The 23,059-nt window shown below is 62.2% G+C and carries 19 protein-coding genes; 3 read left to right on the forward strand and 16 right to left on the reverse strand.

Annotated features, from left to right (window positions below; genetic code table 11):
* Positions 1-54 precede the first annotated feature (54 nt).
* From QZ634_RS18505 to QZ634_RS18530, 6 genes are all read right to left on the reverse strand, one after another.
* Positions 55-441: a GtrA family protein gene (locus tag QZ634_RS18505; protein ID WP_291990967.1), complete on the reverse strand. Its 387-nt coding sequence runs from the start codon at positions 439-441 to the stop codon at positions 55-57.
* Between the two features lie 7 nt (positions 442-448).
* Positions 449-3,457, reverse strand: a complete 3,009-nt coding sequence (locus QZ634_RS18510; protein ID WP_291990968.1) for a DEAD/DEAH box helicase — start codon at positions 3,455-3,457, stop codon at positions 449-451.
* A 334-nt stretch (positions 3,458-3,791) separates the two neighbouring features.
* Entirely contained in the window at positions 3,792-4,286 is a 495-nt protein-coding gene (locus tag QZ634_RS18515) for a YajQ family cyclic di-GMP-binding protein (RefSeq protein WP_291990969.1), read from the reverse strand.
* 232 nt (positions 4,287-4,518) lie between these two features.
* Positions 4,519-4,854: a hypothetical protein gene (locus QZ634_RS18520; protein ID WP_291990970.1), complete on the reverse strand. Its 336-nt coding sequence runs from the start codon at positions 4,852-4,854 to the stop codon at positions 4,519-4,521.
* Positions 4,851-5,234, reverse strand: a complete 384-nt coding sequence (locus tag QZ634_RS18525) for a P-II family nitrogen regulator (protein WP_291990971.1) — start codon at positions 5,232-5,234, stop codon at positions 4,851-4,853. Before QZ634_RS18525 ends, QZ634_RS18520 begins: the two co-directional genes overlap by 4 nt.
* Positions 5,231-6,934 (reverse strand): DUF1538 domain-containing protein, encoded by a 1,704-nt coding sequence (locus QZ634_RS18530; RefSeq protein WP_291990972.1) that lies wholly within the window; start codon positions 6,932-6,934, stop codon positions 5,231-5,233. Before QZ634_RS18530 ends, QZ634_RS18525 begins: the two co-directional genes overlap by 4 nt.
* Before the next feature lie 565 nt (positions 6,935-7,499).
* Here QZ634_RS18530 and QZ634_RS18535 point away from each other — a divergent pair.
* Positions 7,500-8,372, forward strand: coding sequence for a class I SAM-dependent methyltransferase (locus QZ634_RS18535; RefSeq protein WP_291990973.1), 873 nt, complete (start codon positions 7,500-7,502; stop codon positions 8,370-8,372).
* On the opposite strand, the gene QZ634_RS18540 is transcribed toward QZ634_RS18535, so the two are convergent.
* On the reverse strand, positions 8,356-8,652 hold the full coding sequence (locus QZ634_RS18540) for a hypothetical protein (protein WP_291990974.1): 297 nt from the start codon (positions 8,650-8,652) through the stop codon (positions 8,356-8,358). The two genes, QZ634_RS18535 and QZ634_RS18540, sit on opposite strands and share 17 nt — an antisense overlap.
* Before the next feature lie 292 nt (positions 8,653-8,944).
* A complete protein-coding gene (locus QZ634_RS18545; RefSeq protein ID WP_291990975.1) occupies positions 8,945-9,463 on the reverse strand; it encodes an inorganic diphosphatase in 519 nt (172 codons plus the stop codon).
* 249 nt (positions 9,464-9,712) lie between these two features.
* Here QZ634_RS18545 and rfbA point away from each other — a divergent pair, with 249 nt between their 5' ends.
* Together rfbA and rfbC are read left to right on the forward strand one after the other, a co-directional pair.
* A complete protein-coding gene (gene rfbA / locus QZ634_RS18550) occupies positions 9,713-10,627 on the forward strand; it encodes a glucose-1-phosphate thymidylyltransferase RfbA (protein WP_291990976.1) in 915 nt (304 codons plus the stop codon).
* An 80-nt stretch (positions 10,628-10,707) separates the two neighbouring features.
* Positions 10,708-11,250, forward strand: coding sequence for a dTDP-4-dehydrorhamnose 3,5-epimerase (gene rfbC / locus QZ634_RS18555; RefSeq protein WP_291990977.1), 543 nt, complete (start codon positions 10,708-10,710; stop codon positions 11,248-11,250).
* A 108-nt stretch (positions 11,251-11,358) separates the two neighbouring features.
* Here the strand turns inward: rfbC and QZ634_RS18560 are convergent, their stop codons facing one another.
* The 8 genes from QZ634_RS18560 to QZ634_RS18595 all read right to left on the reverse strand — a co-directional run bounded on the left by QZ634_RS18560 (position 11,359) and on the right by QZ634_RS18595 (position 22,729).
* The gene (locus tag QZ634_RS18560) at positions 11,359-12,126 is read right to left on the reverse strand and encodes a 3',5'-cyclic-nucleotide phosphodiesterase (protein ID WP_291990978.1); all 768 of its coding nucleotides are present in this window, start codon (positions 12,124-12,126) and stop codon (positions 11,359-11,361) included.
* A 94-nt stretch (positions 12,127-12,220) separates the two neighbouring features.
* Entirely contained in the window at positions 12,221-12,913 is a 693-nt protein-coding gene (locus QZ634_RS18565) for an FHA domain-containing protein (protein ID WP_291990979.1), read from the reverse strand.
* Positions 12,914-12,927: 14 nt separating this feature from the next.
* Positions 12,928-13,728, reverse strand: coding sequence for a Stp1/IreP family PP2C-type Ser/Thr phosphatase (locus QZ634_RS18570; RefSeq protein WP_291991093.1), 801 nt, complete (start codon positions 13,726-13,728; stop codon positions 12,928-12,930).
* 280 nt (positions 13,729-14,008) lie between these two features.
* Entirely contained in the window at positions 14,009-14,968 is a 960-nt protein-coding gene (locus tag QZ634_RS18575) for an ornithine cyclodeaminase family protein (protein WP_291990980.1), read from the reverse strand.
* A gap of 197 nt (positions 14,969-15,165) precedes the next feature.
* Positions 15,166-16,059 carry a succinate--CoA ligase subunit alpha gene (gene sucD, locus QZ634_RS18580; protein WP_291990981.1) on the reverse strand — a complete coding sequence of 298 codons (894 nt, stop codon included), beginning with the start codon at positions 16,057-16,059 and terminating at the stop codon, positions 15,166-15,168.
* Positions 16,060-16,068: 9 nt separating this feature from the next.
* A complete protein-coding gene (gene sucC, locus QZ634_RS18585; RefSeq protein ID WP_043565106.1) occupies positions 16,069-17,229 on the reverse strand; it encodes an ADP-forming succinate--CoA ligase subunit beta in 1,161 nt (386 codons plus the stop codon).
* A gap of 76 nt (positions 17,230-17,305) precedes the next feature.
* Complete coding sequence (locus QZ634_RS18590) at positions 17,306-17,857, reverse strand: DUF2889 domain-containing protein (RefSeq protein ID WP_291990982.1); 552 nt, start codon at positions 17,855-17,857, stop codon at positions 17,306-17,308.
* Positions 17,858-18,055: 198 nt separating this feature from the next.
* Positions 18,056-22,729: an NAD-glutamate dehydrogenase gene (locus tag QZ634_RS18595; RefSeq protein ID WP_291990983.1), complete on the reverse strand. Its 4,674-nt coding sequence runs from the start codon at positions 22,727-22,729 to the stop codon at positions 18,056-18,058.
* Positions 22,730-23,059: the final 330 nt, after the last annotated feature.

The raw sequence follows: 23,059 nt of genomic DNA on the forward strand, positions 1-23,059 counted from the left end.
TTTCGGCTGTTCGGCGAGCATCGGCCAGCGGCCGTCAGCCCTGAACCCGATCTCTCAAAGCCCGCCGAAAGTCCAGAAGCGGTTGGCAAGGAAGTTCCAGACCAGAACCAGGCCGGTCACGACAAGCTGCACCAGCAGGTAGTGAATGTCGAGTCGGGACAACAGGATAGCCATGAGCAGCGCGTTCAGCAACCAGCCCCCACCGGCCACAGCAATGAATTTGGGCAGTGCGTCGCGATGCCGCTTGCGGCTGCGAAAAGTCAATCGGTAGTTGAGCCCGTAATTGAGCAATGCTCCGCTCACGGCGCCCAGGCTCGACGCCAGGACAGGGCCAAAGTCAAAGCACGAAACGAGCGCGTAGAGAACGACGAAATGTGCTGCAGTACCGAGCAGACCGATCAGGGCAAAGGAAAGAAACTGCGCCAGCAGCCGCCGTGGCAACAAGGCTTCAACGGGGAAGCGGGGCGAAAAGCGCGGCGATGTCTTCGCTGCCGAACTTGGCGCGCACGCTAGTGTCTGCCGTCAGGATGCTCGCCGCAAGGGCCGCCTTACGTTCCTGGAGGGCGAGGATCTTTTCCTCGATGCTGCCGGCGACGATCAACTTGTAGACGAACACCGGCTTGTCCTGCCCGAGACGATGGGCGCGATCGGTGGCCTGGTTCTCCACCGCCGGGTTCCACCAGGGATCGTAGTGGATCACGGTATCGGCAGCGGTCAGGTTGAGTCCGACACCCCCGGTCTTCAGGCTGATCAGGAAAACCGGCACCTCACCGCCCTGAAAGCGGTTGATCTGCTCTTCGCGATCCTTGGTGTCGCCGGTGAGCAGAACGTAGCCAATGCCGGCCAGCTTGAGTTCCTTTTCAATCAGCGCCAGCATGCTGGTGAACTGCGAGAAGAGCAGAATCCGCCGTCCCTCCTCGACCTGCTCCGGTAGCATGGTCATCAACAGATCGAGCTTCGCACGCTCCCTGACTTTCTGTGCCGCCTTGGCCTTGACCAGGCGCGGATCGCAGCAAACCTGGCGCAACTTGAGCAGCGCGTCGAGAATGACGATCTGGCTGCGATTGAAACCCTTGCTGGCGATTTCGACACGCACTTTCTCGTCCATCGCCACGCGCACCGTTTCGTACAGATCGCGCTGGCTACCGGCGAGTTCGACCTTGCGCACGATGATCGTTTTCGGGGGCAGCTCGCGCGCCACCTCCTCTTTCTTGCGGCGCAGGATGAAGGGGCGCAGTCGGCGCGAGAGCAGCTCGCGACGTTGCCCGTCGTCCTGTTTTTCGATCGGCGTTCGCCAGTACTTGGTGAAGTTCTGGTTGCTGCCAAGAAAGCCGGGCAAGAGGAAATCGAACTGACTCCACAGCTCGCCGAGGTGGTTTTCCAGAGGCGTGCCGGTCAGGCACAGGCGATGCCGGGTGGTGATCTTGCGCACCACCTCGGCCCCTTGACTGCGCGCGTTCTTGACCGTTTGCGCCTCGTCAAGAATCAGCAGGTGATAGCGGTGCTTGGTCAGTTGCCCGGCATCACGCCACAGCAAGGGGTAGGTGGTCAGCACCACGTCGTGCTGCGCAATCTCGGCAAAGCGGCTCTTGCGTTCGGGTCCGTGCAGCGAGAGGATCGACAGGCCAGGCGCAAAACGTGCTGCTTCGTTCTTCCAGTTGAAAATCAACGAGGTCGGCAGAACGATCAAGGCCGGGCGATCGAGCCGCCCGCCTTCCTTTTCGAGAAGCAGGTGCGCCAGCGTCTGCGCGGTCTTGCCCAGGCCCATGTCGTCGGCAAGAATTCCGGAGAGGTTCTGGGCCCGCAGAAACTGCAGCCAGGCGATCCCTTCGGTCTGGTAGTGACGCAATTCGAGGCCGAGCCCGGCGGGTGGATCGATGTGCGCAATTCCCTGCGCGGCGCTCAGCTGGTCGGCCAGCGCCAGGACATCGCGTTGCCCCCGGAACTGCCAGCGACGGTCGTCGTTGAGCTCGGCCAGACGCGGCGCGTCGAAGCGTGACAGGCGCAGGGTCGTACCACCGGTAAAGCCGTCGAAGAGGTCGATCAGCGTCGCCGCCAGCGGTTTCAAGCGCCAGGCCGGCGCGCGCACGCGCTGCCCGCTCGGCGTCACCAGCTCGATCATGTCGTCGTCGGCAATTTCCGCCAGCAGGCTGACATCCAGCCAGCGTGCGTCACGGCGAAAAAGGGTGGCCAGCAGTGGCGCCAGCGGCAGGCGTTCGCCTTCGACGAAGATTCCCATGTCGAGGTCGAACCAGCCATTCTCGGACTCGACGAGATCGGCATCCCAGGCCTCGACTTCGAGCTGACGATGGCGAAAATCATCGGCAAACTCGACCTGCCAGCCGGCACGTCGCAGACGCGGCAACTCGTCGTGCATGAAAGGCGACCACTGGCTCTCGAGCGCCAGACCGTAGGCGTTGTCCGGCGGCCTGCCGAAAGTCTGCAGCACGTAGCCGGGAACCTTCTCGAGACCGCAGGCGGCGGATTCGTCCATCAACTGCGCTTCGCGCGCGCGCTGACGCTCGATACGAACCATCTCGCCGCTCGTCAGAATCGAGAAATCGCGCGTATCGTCGGGTTTCACCTCGACATCGGCGTAGCGAAAGACCGGCAAGGCAACGTCGAAAGCGCCACCGCCGAAAGTGGCTGCGTAGTCTCGCCAACTGCGGTTGCCGTGCGTGTTCAGGGTCTGCAGGCGAAGCACCGGAACGGGCTCGGCAACGATGCTGCGCAGATTGACGCTGGCGGTTTCGGCAGCGCTCGGCAATTCGCGTGCCGGTTCGCTCAACGCCTCGCCGACCAGCGCGGCTGCGGTCGCCGAGAGGGGTGGCAAGGAGAACAGGCGAGCAACGACAGCCGGATTGCCATCGACCTGCAAGGGCCCGATCAGCCGCCTGTCGAGGTCGATGTACCAGGGTGCCGGCAAGGGGACGACCAGGCAGGCCCCCGGCTCCGGAGTGAGCAGCGGCACACGACGCCCCTGCTCGTTGATCCGCCAACTGAGCGCCGCAGGACGCGCCACGGCCAGCGTCAGGCTGGAAAAGTCGTCCCTGCGGCACAGACGGCCAGTCTCGGCCATCAGCTGCAGCACCTCGCTGCCGTGCGCGGGGCCGAGGCCAAAGGCGCGCAGGCCGGTATCGAACGAGCGCTCGCCCCACAGGAGGCCAAGAATCACCCGATCTTCGTCGCTGACGAAACGCGGCGGCTTGCTCAACGCACGATCCAAGCTCCACAACTCCTCGGCACTCTCCGGATCGCGCCCCTTGTTGACGGTCACCCCGAAACCGCGTGCGTCTGTCGTCCACTGCAGAAGATAGAAGAGGCGCTGGCGATTGGCGGCCGGACTGCGATCCTTCTTGCTGACCGCCATCGCCACACGGCGCAACTCCTCGGTCCAGGAAAGAACTCCCAGTTCGACCCGCTCCACCGGCTCGTGAGTATCGCCAGGCTTATACATGGCGAAGGCCGCGACGGCAGGAAGCACTGCTGCACAGTCGGCAAGCAAATCGACGCTGCAAGGAACGACTCGGGTATGCTTTCAAAATCTGGACTCGCAACACAAGAGTCATCGGCTGTCCGCGGTTGCAGAGCGCCCAACGGCGCGTTTCTGGCGCGAACGAGAACCAGCTAGGATAGCACAACAGAGGCCCGGGTTGCGGCAAGAATGCGCTGAACAGGGAGTTCGTCGTGACGCGCGACGACGCCTCGGCGCTTGCCGAGGGGCGCCAACTGCCGCGTGAAACAGGAACAGTGCCGCGGCCGACCCGCGCCGCGTCGTGGGGAGCCGGCAATCAATCGCGAAAATTGCCGTACTTGATCGGAAAATCGGTGATGGCCTTGGTGATCGTGGCGATACAGGCCTGCAGTTCGTCGCGCTTGGCACTACTGACGCGCACCGCATCGCCCTGAATCGACGCCTGCACCTTGAGCTTCGAATCCTTGATCAGCTTGACGATCTTCTTCGCCAGCTCGGACTCGATGCCGACCTTGATCTTCAGCTCCTGTTTGACCTTGTTGCCCGAAACCTGTTGAACCGGCTGGGCATCCAGGCGTTTGGTGCTCTCTTTCTCCTTTTTCTCCATGGCTGGAAAGAGCAGATCCTTGATCTGGCCGAGCTGAAAATCCGAGTCGCCGTGCAGCGTGATCAGCTTGTCCTTCTCGTTCAACTCGACTTTGGCACTCGTCGCCTTGAAGTCGTAACGATTGTCGATGGCCCGCTTGGTGACGTCTACCGCGTTGTGCAGGGCCGCCATGTCGGCTTCTGAAGAAAAATCAAATGAAGGCATGTGAAGTCCAGTGGAGAGTGGTTTTGGCAACAGAGGTCGTCGGCCGGGGTTCGCCGACCGACAAGGCTCGCCAGGAGTAGGCGTACGCCCGGCGCGACAGCCGCTGGCGTTCTTGTCCTTACGGGGAAGCCGGGCAAGGCTGGGTTCAGGATCGACCCCCGCCAATGGTAGCAAGAGGCTGCGGGTCGCGGAACCACGGCAACGGTCGACCGCGGCCCGCCGCTGGCCGGCGTCAAACGTCGAAGGGCATCATCGGATGGCCACGGCAGACGGGCTCCATGAAGATAATGCCCTGATTCGGCTCGCCAAGCTCACCGGCCGCGAAAACCTGCGCGAAGACCGCGTCCGCCTGGGGTGCTTCGACGAGCACCATGAGCACGTCCTGCTCGCTCCAGCGAAGGGTGCCGGGCTGCCGCCGACCGGTACCGCGCGCATGGTGATGGGTGACCGACAGTACGCCAGCTTCGTTTTCGAGCAGCTTCATCAGCTTCATGCCTTGGCCGCTGACGAGAATCGCCGTAATCAGCTTCTTCTCGACGCCGTAGCCGATGTGCGCCAGGACGCTCATCCGGCGCGCTCGGTGTGCACGCCAAAGCGGGCCGCCACGTCATGCGGAACGTAAGTGGACATCTTGTCGAGTCGAGTCATCCACAGGATTCCCATACCCGGCGTGTCCATCTTTGCCGAAACGAAGATACGTTCGAACAAGCTATCCGCCTGCTCCGACGGCACGACGATGTAGATGATCTCCTTTTCGGTGTTCACCGTCAGGCCGAGGATGCCGAGACGCTTCTGGCGAACGCCAGTACCGTGCGCATGGAAAACGGTCGCTCCCTGGGCACCGGCTTCAACCGCGACCTGGACCACCTGGTCGGCGACACCGCGCTGGACAATGACCGTGATCAACATCACATCGGTCAGGACAATCAGCTCATTCTTCTTGCTCATGCCTTTTTGCTCCTTGTCTTGTGTCCGCGAGTCTTCATGTCGATCCACAGGCCCGTAGCCAGAACCGAGATGATCGGGCCAACCGAACACATGGCGAGGATGCCGAAGCCCTCGGCAGCACCAACCGCCTCGCCGAGGCCGATGCCCAGGGCCAGCAACAGCGGCACGGTCACCGGTCCGGTGGTCACGCCGGCGCTGTCCCAGGCGAGGTTGACGATCTCTTCGCGCGAAACGGCGGTCAACGCCAGTGCAATCGTATAACCACCGAGCAGCAACATCCACACTGGCAGGTGAAACAGGATACGGGCAACCCCCAGCGCGGCGCCAACGCCGACTCCAGTGGCAACGGCGTGGATCAGCATGCGCTTGCGGAAGGCGCCGTCGGTGAGGTTCTCGACTGTCATGCCCATGGCGTTAAGCGCCGGCTCGGCGACGGTTGCGCCAAAGCCGATGGCGAAAGCAAAGATCAGGGTCATGACAATTCCCAGGGCGAACGGGTAGAGCGCCGGCGCGCCGGTATCGCGGTGTGGCGAGAAGGCCCAGGGAACGTTGTTGCCGGCTTGCTCGCCGAGGGCCACCAGCCCCGCGGTCAGACCGAGATTGAAGAGCAACATGCCGGTCAGAGCCATGGCCACGCCATAGATGAAGATGTTGTGCTGGCGAATCTTCTGTCCGAGCAGGCGCGTCTGCACCAGGACCAGCAGCAAGACCAGCGGCACGATGGCCCGCAATGCACCAAGAATCTCGGCAAAAGGCGTTCGGTTGTACCATCCATCGAGCGCCGAAGGTAGCACCGGCAGCATCGCTTCGGCACCCAGCCCGGTGAGATAGATGGCCGTGCCGAGGACGGCAAGAATCGGGAAAATCGACGCCAGGGTGACGATCCCGAACCCCGACAGCGGGTTATCGCTACGCCCCGTAGAGGCGGCCACGCCGACGCCAACCGCGAGCACCAGCGGCACGGTTACCGGACCGGTGGTCACCGCGCCGCAGTCCCAGGCAAGGCCGATGATCGGCGCCAGCTCGGGCTGCTGGGCACACCAGGCGGTCAGGCCAAGAGTCGGCGGCATGATCAGCAGGACCATGGTCTTGAGTTGCCAGCCGAACATCGTGCGCAGCATCCCCAGACTCACCGCCAGGCCAACACCGCCGGCAACCGCCAGCACCAGCCAATGCGAATACGGGCCGAGCAGCTGGCGCAGCCACGGCGAACGCTCGGGAGAAATGGCGCTGGCGGCAGCCTGCAGCGCCCCGATCGCCGGCTCGGCAAAGGTTGCGGCGGCGCCCAGCAGCAGGCTGAAAGCGAGCAATACCGTGGGGTGCGTCTTGCCCGGCATCTGAAAACCGACGTTCTCGGCGAAGGGCATCAAGCCGATCTTGACCCCTTCCATAAAGAACATCAGACCGACCATCACCGCGACGATACCCAGCGCGACGGATTCGGCGTCGAGCAGCGAGCTGCGCAAAGCAAGCGCCTGAAAACCGATCAGCATCAGCGCCAGCGGCAGGACTGCGCGCAGCTGTTCGCTGAAGCGGACAGAAACGTAAGGAGTCAGCAAACGATGCAGATCAATGGCCCGTAACGGCGGGCCCTTGGGCCGTAAGCGCTCGGCTTCCAGAAGCGCGGCGAAGCTGATCTGCCGCTTGTGGCGCTGCACAGCGCCAAGATAGACGCCGTAACGTAACTTGCGTTCTGCCAATGTCGTTCCTCCTGCGGCAATCTACCACAGAAGAATGAATCGTGTTCCAGCCCCCGAAACTATTCGCTGGTTATGACTTTGATGCCGCCGTCGTGGCGGTGCCGAGATCGCCGCTCACCCTCGGGCAGCCTTCCAGCGGCCAACCATAGCCCTCTGATAAATTGGTCTTTCTGCCTTTTCAGAGGACCGCCACGTGCGCGGCGAACAGACTTTGGCGGGTAGACATCGTCAATCGCGCCACCAGGAAAAAGCGCTGACACCCGCTCTTTTCCCTTGCCCGAATGACAAATGCCAGATGCGGCGGCGTAGCGGCCATCCGCTGACAGCACTACCGGCCTCCCCCGGTCGCCGTTTTTCACCGCGGTGCTGCGTCCGCTGTCCGACGCCTGCGCCGGCATGCCCATACTTCGCGCCAGGATATATACCCCGACCAATAGAAATACTCTATAGTGACCTCGATAGATCGCTTGGCGATCTTCCGCGCCGCCCACCGCACACGATCCCTTGTCTCGCCCTGGCTCGACAACACAAGCTACGGCACGCCGCGCCGGCGGTGCAGACTGGCATGGAAATGACTGGAATGGCCAACAGCACATCGACAAGCACCAACCCCGCTGCTTGGGATCATTCCAGCAACCCGGATTTCTTCAACTACTACGCGCGACAAAGCCTGTCTTGCGAAACGCTCGAGCGCTTTACCCGCGTCCGCGACAAGGCCCTCACGCTCCTCGCTGAAGCGAACGGCCACGCACGCACGCTGGAAGTCGTCGATATCGGCTGCGGAGCCGGCACTCAGTGCCGTTTGTGGGCGCAGTCGGGACATCGTGTCCACGGCATAGACGTCAATCAGGCCTTGATCGAAGTTGCCGCGTGGCGGGCGCGGCAAGAGCAGTTTGACATCGCATTCAAGGTCGGCTCGGCCACCGAGCTTCCCTACGATGATGGCTCGATGGACGTCAGCCTGCTCACGGAAATCCTGGAACACGTCACAGACTGGCGAACTTGCCTCAATGAAGCGGCGCGCGTGCTGAAGCCGGGTGGCCTGCTCTTCGTCAGTACGACCAACCGTCTGTGCCCGCTCCAGAAAGCGTTTTCCCTGCCCCTGTACAGCTGGTATCCGGGCGTCCTCAAACGCCACTACGAGCGACTCGCCGTGAGCACACGGCCGGAGATCGCCAACCACGCCACCTACCCGGCAGTGAATTGGTTCACTTCCTATTCGCTCGCTGCCTACCTGGAAAAGCGCGGCTTTCGCTGCCTGGATCGTTTCGACATGATCGACAGCGAACAGCTTGGCGGCCTGAAAAAATTGCTGGTCAATGGCGCACGAACGATACCGCCCCTACGCTTTGCCGGGCACGTCCTCACCCCCGGCACCGTCATCGTCGCCCTCAAAGCAAGGCTGAAGCGCGACCCCCCCCTCAAAGCGCGTCCCTGACGACGCCGGCCTTGTCCATGCACTGATAGTTCGTTGTACAGTTGTCTAGCGAGCAGACACTCTCCGTCTTGGTCGCCTGTTGCTTGCGCTCTGCGCATAACCCTTCGGCTCGGGCACGAACATCGGCAATGGCCTTTTCGGAGTTCGGGTGATCAAAGAGCAGGAAATTCGTGTCGTCGCCGTAACTCAAGAGCAGATTATCGGAGCAAGCCGAGAGCAGCAGGACAAGCAGCAGTGTGCGGCGGGTCATCGACTTGGCGAGCAGGGACTGGACGTTCAAGGCGCACTCCGGGAGAGGGTCTGGCGACAACCGCCGCGATTGAAGCACTATACACAAATCAGTTGCCGCGGGCCTACTTGGGCGCGAGTCGACTTTCGTGCCTGCGGGCGGCCACGCGCGCTCTTGAGGTTCATGAAGGAGCTCTCCATGACGGCGTTGTCCCCGCTCCCCGCAGCTGGCCTTGCGCTTTATGCTGACCGGCAACGGATGCCGGACAGGCAGCCGGCGTCAGCACGGGATAGCCGCAGGGAGGGAATATCAAGACGAGCCCTCACTCGCTCGTCACTGAGCTTCAGTATTTGATCGCCGACCCTTTCCAGGACTGCTGCCGCGGGCGCGCCCGAGCCATGGCCTGGGCGGCTGAACACCAGCCATCGCAACCGTTGCGCCCCGGCCGACCGCGCAGCAGATTGAGCAGGCCCTTGCATTTGGCGTAGAAACGGAAAAAGCGCAGCACGAACGCTTTCTGCGCAGGCGTCGGCGGGTGGGTGCAACACACCAGCTTGTCGTCGACCATGCCGCGGTCGGTCTGCGTTACCGCGCCCCAGGCCTTGACCCGTATGCGCGTGCCGACGGGCAGGCGCGGCCCGAGTACCAGTGCATCGAGAAGATCGCCTTCCAGCCCGAGATAGTTCGGAACCGAGCCGTAGTTGAACGGACAGGGAAAAGGCGAAACGAAATCGATGCGGCCGATGGAGCCGCGTTTCAAAAAACTGCCGCGTGGCACCTCGATCACGACGTCAAGTTCCAGTTCCGGCGGCTCGACGGCTGCGCTGCCGACCTGCGCTGATGCTATCTGTGCATTGCTCATCAGGCCATCGTAACCCAAGACACAGGCGCTCGGCCGCAGGGAAGCCAGAGAGATCGTCGCGAACGTCCCGGAAAGGCGCCCGCAGGGACGCTGGGTGCAGGCAACGGTGAAATAGTGCCTCCTGCACGCGGTTTGCAATTGGTATACTGCTCGCCGTTGGCTTGATTGAATTGACCGCCAGCAGCGCGCGCCACGGCGCCTTGCCAGTTCGTCACGGACTTGGGCTGGCCTTTACATCAGGATCGCAAAATGACAACAACGCTCGGCCACTCGACGCTCGGCAACACCTCGTCACGGCGCAAGGGGATCATCCTCGCCGGCGGCTCCGGCACCCGCCTCTACCCGGCGACCCTGGCGGTGTCCAAGCAGATGTTGCCGATCTACGACAAGCCGATGATCTACTATCCGCTGACCACGCTGATGCTGGCCGGCATTCGCGACTTCCTGATCATCTCGACGCCGATCGACACGCCGCGCTTCCAGCAGTTGTTGGGCGATGGCCAGCAATGGGGTTTGAACATCCAGTACGCGGTGCAGCCAAGCCCGGACGGGCTGGCGCAGGCATTCATCATCGGCGCCGATTTTGTCGGCAACGGTCCTTCGGCGCTGGTGCTCGGCGACAACATTTTCTACGGGCACGAGATTGCCAACGATCTGCAGGCCGTGAATGCGCAGCAGCAGGGCGCAACGGTGTTTGCCTACCGCGTCCATGATCCCGAACGCTACGGCGTCGTCGAGTTCGACAAGGAGGGACGCGCCATCAGCCTGGAAGAGAAACCGGCCAGACCGAAATCGCACTACGCCGTCACCGGCTTGTATTTTTACGACGAACGGGTGGTCGACGTGGCGCGCAGTCTGAAGCCTTCGCCACGCGGTGAGCTGGAGATCACCGACGTCAACCGCCAGTACCTGGAATGGGGCGAGCTGGGCGTTTCGATCATGGGCCGTGGCCATGCCTGGCTGGATACGGGCACCCACGAGTCACTGCTCGAAGCCAGCATGTTCATTCAGACCATCGAAAAACGGCAGGGCCTGAAGATCGCCTGCCCGGAGGAGATCGCTTTCCACCAGGGCTGTATCACCGCCGAGCAGCTGCAGGCGCTGGCCGAACCGATGAAGAAGAACCTGTATGGGCAGTACCTGCTGGCGCTGCTGGACGAGTAAGGCCTGTTCCTGCCGCCGCAACCGGCAAGATGACTGCCGCCAACCACTCGCCCTCTTAACTTCCTGCGAGCGCATGACCGATGAAACTGACTCCCACCCGCCTGCCCGACGTGATGATCGTCGAACCAAAGGTTTTCGGCGACGCCCGCGGCTTCTTCCTGGAGAGCTGGAACGGCAAGGCTTTCGCTGCCCTGGGACTTGATCTCGATTTTGTCCAGGATAACCATTCCCGCTCGCGCAAGGGCGTGTTGCGCGGGCTGCATTATCAGCTTCTGCAACCACAAGGGAAGCTGGTGCGGGTCACCAGCGGCGCGGTATTCGACGTCGCCGTCGATCTGCGCCGCTCTTCGCCGCACTTCGGACGCTGGGAGGGGGTCGAGCTTTCCGACGAGAATCAACGCATGTTGTGGGTTCCACCCGGCTTTGCGCACGGCTTCCTGGTGCTTTCGGAAACGGCTGATTTTCTCTACAAGACGACCGAGTACTACGCGCCGGAAGACGAGCGCTGCGTGCTGTGGAACGACCTGGAAATCGGCATCGACTGGCCCCTGGAGGATGCGCCATGCCTGTCCGCCAAGGACCAGCTGGGGACGCCGCTCAGGCTCGCCAAGGCCTACGCCTGAAAAAGCACTGCAGCGCGGTGGCGCGCCGGCTCTGGCGCCCGAACATACGCGAGCGCAGCGATCAGCGCTGCGCCCCGAGCTTCACCCTGCCCAGCGACCGGCAGGACCTCAGAATTCGAAAACCTGATTGTTCTGCAACATCGTTGGCCGCAAGTGGCCGGCGCAGGCCTGAATTTCGGCCATGGTCAACTCGGCCTGGCCGGGCTTGAGGTGGCTGATATGGATCTGTGCAGTGATCGTCAGCTTGCTCAATTCACCGGCGAGCATACTCGGGCAAAGGTGTTTCGAAAGCTCGGCCAGTCGCTGTTCCCGGTTGGCGAAGGCGGTTTCGATTAACAGATAGCGTAGATTGGCAATTCCGTTGACCACTGGCCAGAACGAGTCATTGACGGTCGTATCGCCGGTAAACACCAGGCTTCCAGCCCCCGAGTCGAGCTGATAACCAACCGCTGGAACGGTATGCTCGGCGGGCAACGCGGTGATCGTTCGCTCCCCGAGGCGGACCGAGTGGCCGAGCTCGACCGTCTGGTACTGCATGACCGGGTGCTCACGACTCGGAATGACACTGAAATCAGGCCAGATGGCCCAGTTGAAAATATGCTTGGCAATGATGGCCAGAGTGGCGGCCGTCGCATAGACGATCAGTGGTTTCGCGCGCAGGTCGCTGACCGAATCAATCAGCAAGGGGAGCGAAGCAATGTGATCGAGATGCGAATGGGTCAGAAAGACATGGTCGATGCAGGCCAGCTGCGCACGCGACAGATCGGCGACCCCGGTTCCAGCATCGACCAGGATGTCATCGTCGACCAGCATTGACGTAGTCCGCAGGTGGCGCCCGCCAATTCCGCCACTACAGCCCAGAACCCTGACTTTCATGATCGCTCCGCCGCACCCTCCGTTCTTGGGGTCTGCTGCTTGCTGCCGTTGCGACGGCGCCAAGATGCTCCGCGCAGGCAGCAATGATCGCCCATCAGACTTTGATGGAGAATTGCATTTTCACACCGGCAAGTTCGATCACATCATGGTTCGCCAGAGGATGGGCCTGTGCGCCAAGGGTCTTTCCGTTCACCGTCGGAAAGCTGGCGCCCTCAACATGCGTCAGGAAGTAACCGTTCGGCTTCCTGGCAATCACTGCCACCTGCAAGCCAGGCTTGCCAAGCGTGGTCAGCGTCTTGGTCAGCAACAGTTGTCGGCCAGCGTTGGCGCCATTGAGCAACTGGATGGCTGCACCAGAAGGGGCCGCGCGGGCCCCTGCGGCGGCCGGCCTGTGCCCTGCTGCAGCGACCATGGGATCGCCCAGAGTGGCTACATCGGGGAGCGGCCCGGACTGAAACAACATGCTTTTGTCGTAGTCTGCCGTATCGCCTTGGGTCACCGGCGCGGCGAGGTACTTCATCTTGTACTTGCCCAGTTCAATCACATCACCCTCCTTGAGGAAATGCTTCTTGACCGACTGGCCGTTGACCAGTGTACCGTTGGTACTGTTCAGGTCCTCGAGGAAGGAATCATTGAGGATGGTCACCACTGCTGCATGTTCACCGCTGATCGCCATGTTGTCGATCTGGATGTCGTTATGCGCCTTGCGGCCAATACTCATGCGCTCCTTGAGCAGCGGGATCTCCTTGAGTACCAGACCATCCATGCTGAGTATGAGCTTTGCCATCGCCTGTTTCGTCCTTATTTAAACAATGACAAGAGTTTCGACCAGCGCCCCGGAGGCGCTGGAAACTCCCGCAAGACCTTGACCACCACCACCGAGATGTTGTCGTCGCCACCGTTGTCGTTGGCGAGCTGGATCAACTGCATTGCTGCAAGGTCAAGGTTGGCGCCGAACATCTCCAGCAGGTGTTGAATCTCGGCTGTTTCCAGCAAGTCGTAGAGGCCATCCGAACAAAGCAAATAAACGTCACCCGGGTGAACGACGTACGTGTGCACCTCTGCCTCTACCTGCGGATCGACGCCGACGGCACGGGTCACCAGATTGCGATTGACCGAGTAGCGCGCCTCTTCGGCAGAGATTTGGCCACAGTCGAGTTGTTCCTGCAACAAGGAGTGATCGCGCGTCAAAGCCACGAACTCCGCACCCCGCAAGCGATAGAGACGCGAATCACCGATATGCGCGACCACCATCCGATCGTCGCAAAAGACGGCAGCGACAAGAGTGGTGCCCATGCCGCCGAAGCGCGACTGATCCTCGGCCGCACGATAGATCGCCGAGTTGACCGTGGCGATCTCTTCAACCAGCGCTCGCTGCGCAAACAATTGCCCGCTACCCTGGTCGATGGTATGTGCTGCACAGGTCTTGAAGGCTCGTTGCAGGCCACTCGACAGGAGCGTCGTCGCCATGTTGCTGGCCACTTCGCCTGCCTGATAGCCACCCATGCCGTCGGCCAGAATGGCCAGTCCCCGATCGGCGTCGACGAAGACGGAATCCTCGTTCTGTCCCCGCACCAGTCCGGGGTCGGTACGCATGACCATTGCCAGCGCGCCCAAGAGACTGTTCGTCACGCCTTCTCCACAAAACTGGTCGGCAAGCCAAGGCGGCTACCCTTCACTTCGCCCGGCAACGGTGAGCGCCACGAGCGGCCCGATTTTCGCCGAAGGATCGTCTGCGCCGGCCGTACGAACGCGCGCGAACCGGCCGCCACCTGCTGCTCGACGGCGAGCGGGCATGCAGTGCGCGCCGCGCGCCGGCTCGTGCGGCGCGGGCAACACTTCGACCGCTCAGAAACGCTCTCAGGCAGACATTGTGCCAACACTAGCCGCCATAAGGCAATTCGAGACCCAGGCCGCGCTCGCGTGCCAGAGCCTCGAGGCGCACGGCGAGCGCCAGGTCCTGGACGGCCATGCCCTGTGACTCGAAGAGCGTGATCTCGTCTGCCGTCGAACGCCCCACATGGCGGCCGCAAATCACGTCGCCGAGCTCGATCAGGGAGCGCGCCTGCAGGCGCCCCTTCTCGAGCAAGGGCAGCAGGTCGCCGGCTTCGCAAAGCGCCGTCTGAACGCTGTCGACGACGATCGCCGAGCAGCGTTTCAGAACGTCTTCGCCGATTTCGCGGCGGATCAGCGAATTGGAGCCTGCGCCATTGATGTGCGTGCCGGGCGATAGCCACTCGGCGGCGAACAGCGGCGCAGAGGCGGTGGTAACCGTGCTGACGATATCGCTGCCGCGCACCACCTCTTCCGGCGACGCTGTGGCCACGACTTCGATACCCAGCCGTTCTGCCATCCGTGTGCAGAATGCCGCCAGCCGATCGGCACGCCGCGCGTGCACTTTCACGCGCCGCAGTGGTCGCACGGCAGCAATCGCTTCGATATGCCCTTCGGCCTGCCAGCCGGCACCAAAGACACCCGCGACCTGCGCATCGGCTCTGGCCAGCCAGCGGGTGGCGACGCCGGAGGCGGCGCCGGTACGCATCATGCCCAGGCGGTCGGCCTCGATCACTGCCTGCAGGCGGCCCGTCGACGCTTGGAAGAGGTGTACCAGGAAGCGCACGCCGGAGCGGTTGCTGGTATAGGCCTTGTAGCCAATGGCGTCCAGCTGCGGCAAGGCACCCTGCAGGATATGCAGCGTCGTCTGCGGCAGGCGCGTCCGCTGCCGTGGCACGTCGCAGGCCGCCGTGGTCGAAAGCTGGCGATGCGCCGCCTCGACCGCCTCCAGCGCCAGCGGCATGGTCAACAGCTGCTCAACATCCTTTTCACTCAGAAACAGTGCCATTTTCTTCTCGCACTCGTAACACTTGTCGTTTGACGATGCGCAGGCATTGTCCTGCTTGCACAATGACCCACACGGCAAACCTTCATCGTCGATTCTACCGGGAAATGGCCTGTCCCAATCGGCACGCGTCGATTGCCAACAAAAAAGGCAGACCGCAGTCTGCCCTTTTTGCCTGGACTTCAGCCAAACGGCTGCGCCTAGATCAGCTTCTTGATCAGTTTGCCCATTTCCGACGGGTCGCGCGTCACCGTGAAACCACACTCTTCCATGATCGCCAGCTTGGCATCAGCAGTGTCTGCGCCGCCGGAGATCAGCGCGCCGGCGTGGCCCATGCGCTTGCCTGCCGGAGCGGTAACGCCAGCAATGAAGCCGACGATTGGCTTCTTCATGTTGTCCTTGCACCACATCGCGGCGTCAGCTTCATCGGGGCCGCCGATTTCGCCGATCATGATCACGGCATCGGTATCAGGATCGTCGTTGAACAACCGCATGATGTCGATGTGCTTGAGACCATTGATCGGATCGCCGCCCGTACCGACGGCCGTCGACTGACCAAGACCAATTTCGGTCAACTGGCCAACGGCTTCGTAGGTCAAGGTGCCGGAACGTGAAACGACGCCGATGCGACCCTTGCGATGGATGTGACCTGGCATGATGCCGATCTTGACTTCATCCGGGGTAATCAGGCCGGGACAGTTCGGGCCAAGCAACAGGGTCTTCTTGCCGCCGGCGGCTTCGCGCTTTTTCATCCTGTTGCGCACGACGAGCATGTCACGAACCGGAATGCCCTCGGTAATACAGACCACCAGGTCGAGGTCGGCTTCGACGGCTTCCCAGATCGCAGCGGCGGCACCTGGCGGCGGTACGTAGATCACCGAAACAGTGGCGCCGGTCTCGGCAGCAGCGTCCTTTACCGAGCCAAAGATTGGGATGCCCAGCAGGCTCTCGCCGGCCTTCTTGGGGTTGACGCCGGCAACGAAGCAGTACTTGCCGTTAGCGTATTCCTGGCACTTCTCGGTGTGAAACTGCCCGGTCTTGCCGGTCATGCCCTGGGTGATGATTTTGGTGTCTTTGTTGATCAGAATCGACATGTTGGCTCCTTACTTGACCGCAGCAACGATCTTGGTGGCGGCGTCAGCCATTGAATCCGCAGTGATGATCGGCAATCCGGAATCGCTCAGGATCTTCTTGCCGATATCTTCGTTGGTCCCCTTCATGCGCACCACCAGCGGGACGGAGAGATGCGTTTCCCTGGCTGCCGCGACGACGCCGGTGGCGATCGTGTCGCAACGCATGATGCCGCCAAAAATGTTAACCAGAATGCCCTTGACCTTGGGATTCTTGAGCATGATCTGGAAGGCCGAGGTGACTTTGTCGGTGGTTGCACCGCCACCGACGTCGAGGAAATTGGCCGGCTCGGCACCGAAGTACTTGATGGTGTCCATGGTCGCCATCGCCAGGCCGGCACCATTCACCAGGCAGCCGATGTTGCCATCGAGCGAAATGTAGGAAAGGTCGTGCTTGGACGCTTCGAGCTCGTCAGGATCCTCTTCGTCGAGGTCGCGGAAAGCCACGATCTCGGGCTGACGATAAAGGGCGTTGGAGTCGAAGTTGAACTTGGCGTCGATCGCCTTGATGTTGCCATCGCCTTCGAGAATCAGCGGGTTGATCTCGGCCAGCGAAGCGTCGGTTTCCATGTAGCACTTGAAAAGCCCCTGCAGCGCGGCGACCGCGCTGTCGACCGACGCGGCGGGAACGCCGATGCCGGTGGCCAGTTCGGCCGCTTGCTTGGCGCTCAAACCTTCCTCGGGGTCGACGAAGACCTTGAGGATTTTCTCCGGCGTATCGTGGGCGACCTTCTCGATATCCATGCCGCCTTCGGAAGAGGCCATCATCGCCACGGTCTGGGTCGTGCGATCGGTCAGCGCAGCAACGTAGTACTCCTTGCGGATGTCGGCACCCTCTTCGATCAGCAAGCGACGGACCTTCTGGCCGACCGGCCCGGTCTGGTGCGTCACCAACTGCATGCCGAGGATCTGGCCGGCAAACTCGCGGACTTCGTCCAGCGACTTGGCGACCTTGACACCTCCGCCTTTGCCACGGCCGCCTGCGTGGATCTGGGCTTTGACGACCCAGAGATTGCCTCCCAGGGATTCGGCTGCCTTGACCGCTTCATCGACGGATTGGCAGAAGACCCCGCGCGGAACGGCAACGCCGAATTTCTTCAGGAGTTGCTTACCCTGATATTCGTGAATTTTCATGCGCTTTCCTTGCTTGAGTTAAGGTTGCGAAGTGTAACGAACGGTAACGAATGTAACGAACCGCAGGCAGAACGTCCTACCCGGGCTTCTGGCCACGGTACCAGCGCGGGTAATAGCGCTGAACCGCGTCCGAATGCGACTCCAGCGCGTGGCAACGATCAAGCTGATATGGCTTATGCCCATTATCGTCGTTGTCATGTACGTCACTGGCGAAGGTCTGCAGCGCGGCAGTCGGCAGAAAGGTCACCAGCTCGCTGACATGCGAGCAACCGCGCGTGCTACGAAACAGATTCTTGACTGCCGTACGGAAACCATGAAAAAGATTGAGCCCGATCAGCTGCGTGTAATCCGGGGCAATCCGATCGCAGTAGTCGACATACGGCATGGCATCGACGCAGGCAACCGCATCCAGGATGTTCATCTGCGCATCAATGGTCACCCGCACCCACATGTCGTGTACCGCTTCGCCCTGCTTGCGCAGGCCCGACGACAGGGGATAGTCGTGATCCTTGAGGTCCCGCAGGCGCGCCTCGATGTCCCAGCAGCCGTCATGGCGCTTGTAGCCGTCTAGCCGAACGCTGCGGACGTGCATGCGGGTGCGTTCGGCGGTGGGGGGGGGCAGCGGCATCGAGGATCCTGAGGGGATTTGCGAGCCCATCAAGGCTTCGCAGCTGGCAAGCAATTCTACACCAAAAACCCTTCAACGACCTCCGCGAAATTCATAATTATGGCCGCCAAGACGCCGCATCGACCCGCCCGCCCGGCACTCACCGTACGCGCAGGCGCTCGCCCCGCTAGACGAGCGGAAGCGCCTGCCGGAAACGCGTCAGGAGGCGAGCAGCCGCCTGGCTTCGGCCAGACCGGCAGAAAGCATGGCCAGGTCCTGAGGTACGTTGCTCTTCAGCTCGTCAATCACGGCACCGGCCTCGTCGGTCGCCGGCAGGGAGCCGCCCAGCACTTGCTGCAAGAGCTGCTGGCGAAGACTGGCCAACTCGGCGGAGAGCTGAGCGCGTGCCCGTGCCTGCCAGCGGTTGCCCGCCGGAAGCCGGTTGATGGCCGTGCCAAGCCAGTCAAGGTCAAGCTGCTCCGCCAGTTCTCCAAGCGCGCCGGCAACCTGACTCAAGGGGTAAGCGCAGGCACGGGCAAGATTCACCAGCTCGAATGCGGCAACGATCTGCGCACGCTCTTCGAGCAGCTGCGCGACTCCCTGCGCACCACTGCTGCCGGCACGAATGCGCTCCATGGCGTCGACCACCGCCGGGCGGTACTCGGCGATCATCTCGCCGATCGATGCACCGCCGACATGCTGCGTGACCAGCAGCCGAGTCGCCGACCCGGTCATCGTCCGCAGGTCGACCATCAGCGCCATCTGGGCAGCCGCGTCGACCACCAGGTCCATAGATTCGACATCTCGCCATAGCGCTTCAGCGTCGAGCACGCTGCTGGCAGCGTACCAGGCGCCGGCCACCTCCGCCGGCGAAGCACCGGTCTCGTCGCTGACTTCCATGACAAAAATTGTCCCCATCCGGTTAACCAGGCGATTGACCAGTTGGGTGGTGATGATGTCGCGCTTCAAGGGGTGCGTCGGCAGCAATTCGCTGCACTGCCCGAGCACGGCCGCCGGGAAGTAGTTCACCAGCAACTCGTAGACGTCTTTGCTGTCGGGCAGCTGCGAAGCCAGGATGGCTTCCTTCAGCGTGATCTTGGCGTAGGCCAGGAGAACCGAGAGTTCCGGCGCGCTGAGACCGCGTCCTTGCTGCGCGCGCTCGGCCAGGCGCTTGTCATCGGGCAGCGCCTCGATGGCGCGGCGCAAAGCGCCTTTGGCCTCCAGATTGCGGATGAAACGGCCATGGGCTTCGATCAGTTCACGCCCGGCCGCCGCTTCAAGCGCAATGGCCTGCGTCTGCTGATAGTTGTCGGCCAGGACCAGGCGCCCGACCTCGTCGGTCATCGACGCAAGCAGCGCGTCGCGCTGCTTGCCGGTCACGTCGCCACGGCTGATCAGCCCGGCGAGCAGGATCTTGATGTTGACCTCGTGGTCGGAGCAGTCCACACCGGCCGAGTTGTCGATGGCGTCGGTAAATATGCGGCCACCGTGCAACGCAAACTCGATACGGCCAGGCTGGGTCAGCCCGAGGTTGCCGCCTTCACCGATCACCCGCGCCTGCAGTTGACTGGCGTCGACCCGCAGAATGTCGTTACCCCGGTCGTTGGCTTCCTGATGACTTTCGCTACTGGCTTTGACGTAGGTCCCGATACCGCCGTTGTAGAGCAAATCGACCGGTGCCTGCAGGATGATCTTGATCAGCTCGTGCGGGGGCAACTGGATGGCTGCGGTCCCCAGCCACGAACGTACCTCGGGTGACAGCGGAATGGTCTTGGCGCTGCGCGACCAGACGCCACCACCGGCGGAAATCAAGGCCGCGTCGTAGTCCGCCCACGACGAGCGCGGCAGTGCGAAAAGACGTTGCCGCTCGGCGTAGCTGCTCGCCGGATCGGGGTTCGGGTCGAGGAACAGGTGGCGGTGATCGAAAGCGGCGATCAGCTTGATCTGCGGCGAGAGCAACATGCCATTGCCAAATACGTCCCCGGACATGTCGCCAACGCCAACGACGGTGAATGGCTGCGTTTGCGTATCCAGCCCCAGCTCGCGGAAATGCCGCTTGACCGCTTCCCAGGCGCCACGGGCGGTGATACCCATTTTCTTGTGGTCGTAACCCACTGACCCACCTGAGGCAAAGGCATCGCCGAGCCAGAAACCGTACTCGATGGCGATGCCGTTGGCGATGTCGGAGAAGGTCGCTGTCCCCTTGTCGGCGGCAACCACCAGGTAGGCATCGTCGCCGTCACGACGGCGTACGCCGCGTGGCGGAACGACCTGGCCATCGACCAGGTTGTCGGTCAGATCGAGAAGGCCGCGGATGAAAGTCGAGTAGCAGGCGATCCCTTCGGCCTGGAAGGCTTCGCGATCCGTGGCCGGTGGCGGCCGCTTGCAGACGAAGCCGCCCTTCGAACCCAGCGGAACGATCACTGCGTTCTTCACCATCTGGGCCTTGACCAGACCGAGCACCTCGGTACGGAAGTCTTCCATCCGGTCGGACCAGCGCAGACCGCCACGCGCCACGCGTGCGCCACGCAGGTGCACCCCTTCGACGCGATCGCTGTAGACGAAGATTTCGTATAGCGGCGCAGGCTCGGGCAGGAACGGAATATCGCGCGACGAAAGCTTCATGGCCAGGTAGTCGCGGGCTTTGCCGTCGCTGGCCGACTGATAGGCGTTGGTCCGCAGAGTGGCTTCGATGACCGTCTGCATGGCCGCAAGGATGCGATCGTCGTTGGGATTGCTGACCTGCAGCAGAGCCGCGCTCAGCTCCTCGGAAATGGCTTTGGCACGCTCATCGTCGGCGCTTGGCGAGAACAAGGCTTCGAAGAGGTCGACCAGACCGCGCGTAATGCTCGAGTGCGTCGCCAGACATTGCTCGATGTAGGCCTGGCTGAAAGGCAATCCAGCTTGCCGCAGGTAGCGGCGGTAGGCGCGCAGGATGCCGATCTGGCGGCCATTGAGACCAGCGAGCAGGACCAAGCGGTTGAAGCCGTCATTCTCGGCTTCGTCGCGAAGCAGGCTTTCGAGCAGGTCGACGAAGGCCCGCCGGGTACCGTCGTCGTCGAGCGCAGCCGGGTCAGGCAACTGGACGGCAAAGTCGGCGACGTGCAGATCGCTCTGTGGCAGGTTGAACGGCTGCTCCGAAAGCACCGTCAGGCCCAGATTTTCGAGAATCGGCAGGATCGCCGAAAGCGGTCGCGGGCGACCATGGCGGAACAGTTTTACGTGCTGGTGTGAGCCGTCGTCTCCTTGCGCAGCGCTGAGCTTCACTTCCACCCGCCCACTGCTTTCAGCCGCCTCCAGACGCTCGAGGTCGGACACTGCCGAGGCGGGCGTGACACGTTCCTGATAGAACTGCGGCAATTCGGAAGCGTAGCGACGCAAGAGAGCGTTACCGCGCTCCTCACCGTAATGCCCGATGAGATTGTGCTTCAGTTCGTCGGCCCAACCACGAACGATGCGCGCAACCTGTCTTTCGATCGCCTCGGCATCGTAGTCGTAGGCCGTGCCAACCGGCGTATGGACGATGAAGTGGATACGCGCCAGCCGCGATTCGCCGAGCATGATGAAGAAATCGACATTCTCAGCAGCAAGCGTTTCGTTGAGCAGCGCCGAAATTCGTTTGCGCAGGCGGGTATCGAAATGATCGCGCGGCATGTAGACCATCACCGAGACGTAGCGCCCCCATGCATCGTTACGCATGAAGACCCGCACCTGCTCGCGTTCGTGCAGAGAAACAATGCCACGCGCAATGGCCATCAGGTCGTTCTGCGCGATCTCGATCAACTCATCGCGCGGATAGGTTTCGAGGACATTGAGCAGGGTCTTGTCGCGGTGACTGCGCGGGATGAAGCCGATGGCTTCCCTGACTGCAGTGATCTTGCGCCGCAGGATGGGAATGTCGGTGGCCGCCACGTGATAGACGTGCGCCGTGTACAAACCGACCAGGGCGCGCAGGCCGACGACGTTGCCGGCGGCGTCATAGCGCTTGACGCCGATGAAGTCGAGGTAGGCCGAGCGATGAACGGTCGAGCGCGCGTCGGTCTTGACCAGAATCAGCGGCGACGGATCTCTGCCCAACTCGGCGACGGCGCCCTGAAATCCCGCCAGGCAATAACCAAATCCCGGGTGGTCGTCGTAACGGAGGATGCCGCGCCCGCTCTCGTCGACACGAGCAAGCGCACTGCCTTCCGCGTTTACAACGTAATCGGCATAACCGAGAAAGACAAAATTATTGACGCCGATCCAGCGCAGATAGGCCCCCGCCTCATCACACTCTGGACCCGGCACGGCGATCATCTCGTCGTAGGCTTGTTGCATGCAGCTCTGTATGGCTGCGACGTCTTCGACCGCGGCACGCACATCGACGAGGACGCCGGCAATCTCCTGACGCAGTTGCTCAAGCAGTGCGGCATCGCCAACACGGTCGATCTCGAGGTGAATCCACGACTCAGGCTGGCTGCCCGTAGCGCCGCGTGGCAAGGTGCGTTGCAAATGTCCCTCGGCGCCCCTCTCGGTGGCCAGCAGAGGATGCAGCAAGCGATGGATGACCAGGCCATGGCGGTAGACGACCATGGTGATCGAATCGACCAGGAACGGCATGTCGTCGGTCACGACATCGATTACGGTATGCGGAGAATGCCAGCCGTGCCGGTCGAAATCCGGAGTGTACAGAGCGACGGCAGCTTGTCCCGGCGGTCGCACGTCGCCCAGGCGAAAATGCTGGACGGCCGCGCCAAGAAGCTCTTCCGGGCTGGCGTCACTGGCGTCGCTGAGCTCGCCATCGGCGAAGTAGCATTCGAGGTACTCGTCCACGCGCGCGGGCAGATTCTGTTGCTCGGCTATTTCGCGCAGGTTGCGCCGCAGATTGACGGTGGATTCATTGGTCATTGCCATGCCGCTCTCCTGTTTTCTTTATCGATCCAAGGGTACTCAGCTCGGCTCGACCGGACTTCGGCCAAGGCAAGCCATGCCTGAACTGCAGTCGAACCGCGCTCTCCTCGCACCTCTGCGACGCGGCAGGCAATGCTCCCGCAGGCAAGGGGCCAGATCCCAGCCACAAGCCAATTGACAAGCCATCGGGGAAGCATCCAGGCACCAGACTAGGGCATTCTGGCGCTATCGGGCAAGCCCCAGCCGCTGCGCGGCAGGAGACGCCGCGCTGATCAAGTTTCTCGAGGCACGACGCGCCACTGCGCCGGCCGAGCGTCAGACAAGGGGCTCGCC

It is taken from the genome of Candidatus Accumulibacter sp. ACC007 (genome assembly GCF_907163205.1).
GTDB classification, from domain to species: domain Bacteria; phylum Pseudomonadota; class Gammaproteobacteria; order Burkholderiales; family Rhodocyclaceae; genus Accumulibacter; species Accumulibacter regalis.